The organism is Desulfococcus sp., from assembly GCF_050178255.1.
GTDB classification, from domain to species: Bacteria; Desulfobacterota; Desulfobacteria; order Desulfobacterales; family Desulfococcaceae; genus Desulfococcus; species Desulfococcus multivorans.
Genome location: NZ_JBFXGG010000183.1, coordinates 1 through 3,815, shown reverse-complemented (window position 1 = coordinate 3,815; position 3,815 = coordinate 1). Strand labels below are relative to the sequence as shown.

The following is a 3,815-nucleotide window of genomic DNA, read 5'->3' as shown; positions in this document are numbered from 1 at the left end:
ACTTCCAGGAGGCTCGAATCGCTTATCTCGCCCACCTGAGCTTTACGGAAAAGGATATCGGGGGATACGGCATGATGGTGTCCGAAGCGACCTGCCGTTATCGCCGTGAGCTGTTTCTGGGGGACCGCATCGAGGTCGGATGCCGCATAACGGTCATCAAGTCCAAGGCTTTTGTTATGGAATACCGGATTGAAAAAGCAGACACGCTCTGTGCGTCGGGCAGTACCACCAACATCTGCTTCGATTTTGAGAGCGGGAAGGTCGTTCCGCTTCCGGAAGCGTTTACGACGGCTGTCAGGGCCTTCGAAGGTTATGTATTGTGACTCGACTTTCGACTTTCATGATGATGACCAGATGGATGTGCCGTATCCTCCCGGCACCGGCCTATGAAAGTCGAAAGTTGAGTTGGATTGTGAATTAAGCCGAAAGTTGAATCAAGCCCCTTTCCGTGACACCTGAAACCGTTGACGCATGGGGCGCCGGACGACCCGTAAGCTGCATTCCAGTTCATCGGCATGGGGAAATCTCCGGCGCCGCATGCAACGGCTCAGTTTTTCAGAAAGGCATGGGCTTCTTCCGGGCTTTCGAAGATATGGGGCGCCACACCGCGCTTTTCGAGGGCGTCGCCCAACTTCATTCTCAGAAAGGCGCTGGTGGTGTATCGACTGACCCGTGAGAAGTAATGGCTCTGCAGAGACTGCTGCATCGCCGAATAAGGGTCGATCAGATCCGGATCGATGACAAACTGATCGTAATTGCCGATGGCTTGGACCTTTCGGCCGAGAGGAGAGATAAGTCCTGAAATCGTATTCTCGACTGCCTTGACGTCATGGATGGATTTGACCGAATATCCTGCGAGATTCGCAAACAGGGTATCGCTAGCGGGATCATAAATGATCCGGTCCTCCGGGGAGATATTGAGAAGATCGTCTTTCAACGCCATCCTTGACGGAAAGAAAATGCGGTCATCCATCTGTTTGAGGGGTTCCCGGACGACGGGCATGAAATCCATGTGAGCAAGAATGTCCTTCTCAAGATCGATGCCGGGAGCGATTTCAGTCAGCTCGGGTCCCCGGTCGCCCAGTTCGAAGACGCAGCGTTCAGTGATATAGAGGATTTTCCGTTTGGATCGTGCGCCGTAGGGGCCGCTGAAGGTGATGTGGCAAACGTGGTCGACAAACTTTCTGAACCGGCCTTCCTTCTGAATGGTGAGACGACCGTCCTCGACGGCATAAGTCATGCCCCCGGCCGTGAAGGTCCCCATGAAGACCACTTTTTTGGAATTCTGGCTGATGTTGATGAACCCACCGGCTCCGGCCAGCTTGGACCCGAATCGGCTTACATTGACGTTGCCCTCGCGGTCGGCTTCGGCCATACCCAGGAAAGCCACGTCCACGCCTCCGCCGTTGTAGAAATCGAACTGGTAGGGCTGGTCGATGAGGGCGGCGGCGTTCACGGCGGCTCCGAAATTGATCCCGCCTGCAGGCAGCCCGCCGATGACGCCCGGCTCGGCCGTCATGGTCATAAAATCGAGGATTTTTTCCTCGTTGGCCACACTGGCGACGCCTTCGGGTACACCGATACCCAGGTTTACCACACAGTTCGGTTTGATTTCGAAAGCGGCCCTCCGGGCGATAATCTTCCGGCAGGTCAGATCCATCGGCGGGATAGCGTTCATGGGGACCGCCACTTCCCCGCTGAAGGAAGGATTGTAGATTTCTCCAAATGTCTGCCAGTGATTTTCAGGCCGGGCGACCACCACGCCGTCCACGAGGATGCCCGGGATCTTGACCTGGCGTGAATTGAGGGTTCCGGCCTGGGCTACCCGCTCCACCTGAGCGATGACCAGTCCGCCCGAATTTCTCGCCGCCATCGCGATGGAGAGGGACTCCAGGGTCAGGGCTTCCTTTTCCATGGTGATATTGCCGTTGGTGTCAGCCGTGGTTCCCCGGATCACCGCTACATTGACCGGAAACGTTTTGTAGAAAAGATACTCTTCACCGTCGATGTCCATGAGTCGGACGATCTCCCGGGTGGTTCGCTCGTTGAGCTTTCCCCCGCCGTTGCGGGGGTCAACGAAGGTTCCCAATCCGACATCGGAGAATATTCCGGCCTTTCCCGATGCAATGTTGCGGTACATGTGGCTGATGATGCCCTGGGGCAGATTGTAGGCCACGACCTTGTTTTCCACCGCCAACCGCTGGATTTTGGGGGCGAGCCCCCAGTGACCGCCGATAATGCGCTTGAGGAGACCTTCATGGGCCAGGTGGTTGAGGCCGAGGTTACTGTCGTTGCCGGGGCCGGTGGCCACGGCGAACATGAGCGTCAGGTCTCTGGGGGCGCCGGTATCGAGAAAGCAGCGCTCCAGTGCGGCGGCGATTTCCTCGCACGCGCCCACACCGGCAAAGCCGCCGAACGCTACGGTGTCGTTGTCCCGGATCATGCGGACGGCCTCCTCGGCAGTCACGACTTTGTCCTTTTGGGTAGCGGTGGACTGAAACGGGTTCAGCAGGGTTTTAAACGTTCCGATTGGGGTCAAAGGTTTTTCCATCTTGATCGAAAATCTCCATTATGCTCCGGGATTACCGGAGCATATCCATGGGGTTGCATTGGGGGGCGGCTTTTCTCCGGGAACGCCTATTTCATCTTGCCAAGAATAGTGCCGGCAATGGTATTCTTCTGAATTTCCCTGGTACCTTCGTAGATCTCGCAGATCTTGGCGTCCCGTGCGTACCGCTCCACTTCGTATTCCAGCATGTAGCCGTATCCGCCGAGGAGTTGAATAGCCTCGTCACAGACCTCCACCGCACATCGGCCGGCGGCCATTTTGGCCATGGAGGTGAGCTTGGGGTCGATGCGGCCCTGATCGAAATTCCAGGCGGCTTTGTAGGTCAGCAGGCGGGCCTGTTCGATCTTGGTGGCCATGTCGGCGATTTTGTGCTGATTGACCTGGAATCCGGCGATCTTCCGGCCGAACTGCTCACGGGATTTAATGTACGAGAGTGCCCGGTCGAATGCGCCCTGGGCCGTTCCCAGCCCCTGGGCTGCGATGAGAATCCGGCTTTCATCAAAAAATTCAAGAACCTGATAAAAACCCCGGTTTTCCTGACCAATCAGATTTTCGGCCGGAACCCGGACATCCTTGAAATTTACCTCGGCCGTATCCATCATACGGATGCCCATCTTGTGGCCGACGCTGTGGGTGGAAACACCCGCGCGGTCGGCTTCCACAAGGATCAGGCTCATGCCGCGGTGGGAGGGGACCGCATCGGGGCTGGTCTGGCAGAGCACGGAGTAGAAGCCCGCCAGGGGGCCGCCGTTGGTGATAAAGACCTTGGTGCCGTTGATGACCCATTCGTTGCCGTCCCGGACTGCGGTGGTCGTCATGGCCGTGATGTCCGAACCGTGATCCGGCTCTGTAAACGCCCCGCAGGAAAGCACCTCGCCTTCGGCGACTTTGGGCAGCCAGGCCGCTTTCTGGGCATCGCTGCCGAAATGGAGAATGATTTCAGAGGCAAAGCCTGCCAAGAGAAGACAGGCGCCCACTGAAGAATCGCCCTTGCAGAATTCCTCGGCGACGATGATGTTTTCGAGGACGCCGAGTCCCTGGCCTGAATATTTTTCGGGAAAATGAATGCCGATGAAACCCAGATCCGCGGCTTTTTTCCAGATGTTTCGGGGATAAGCATGGGTTTCTTCAAGCTCGGCGATGACATCTTTTTTGAATTCGCCTTTGACGAAATCTCTAACCGCCTGCTGGATGCCTTTCTGTTCCCGGTTCAACTCGAATTCCATCTTTAACTCCTCATGTTTAA

The 3,815-nt window shown here is 56.5% G+C and carries 3 protein-coding genes; 1 reads left to right on the top strand and 2 read right to left on the bottom strand.

The genetic code is table 11. The features are described 5' to 3' along the window. Positions 1 to 323: acyl-CoA thioesterase (locus tag AB7S84_RS16895; protein WP_428155950.1), on the top strand; the 323-nt coding region annotated here is incomplete at its 5' end. Between the two features lie 224 nt (positions 324 to 547). Here AB7S84_RS16895 and AB7S84_RS16890 read toward each other — a convergent pair. Together AB7S84_RS16890 and AB7S84_RS16885 are read right to left on the bottom strand one after the other, a co-directional pair. After that, complete coding sequence (locus AB7S84_RS16890) at positions 548 to 2,551, bottom strand: acyl CoA:acetate/3-ketoacid CoA transferase (RefSeq protein WP_020875896.1); 2,004 nt, start codon at positions 2,549 to 2,551, stop codon at positions 548 to 550. Positions 2,552 to 2,637: 86 nt separating this feature from the next. After that, positions 2,638 to 3,815 (bottom strand): acyl-CoA dehydrogenase family protein (locus AB7S84_RS16885; RefSeq protein WP_428155948.1); only part of this gene is annotated, 1,178 nt, incomplete at its 5' end.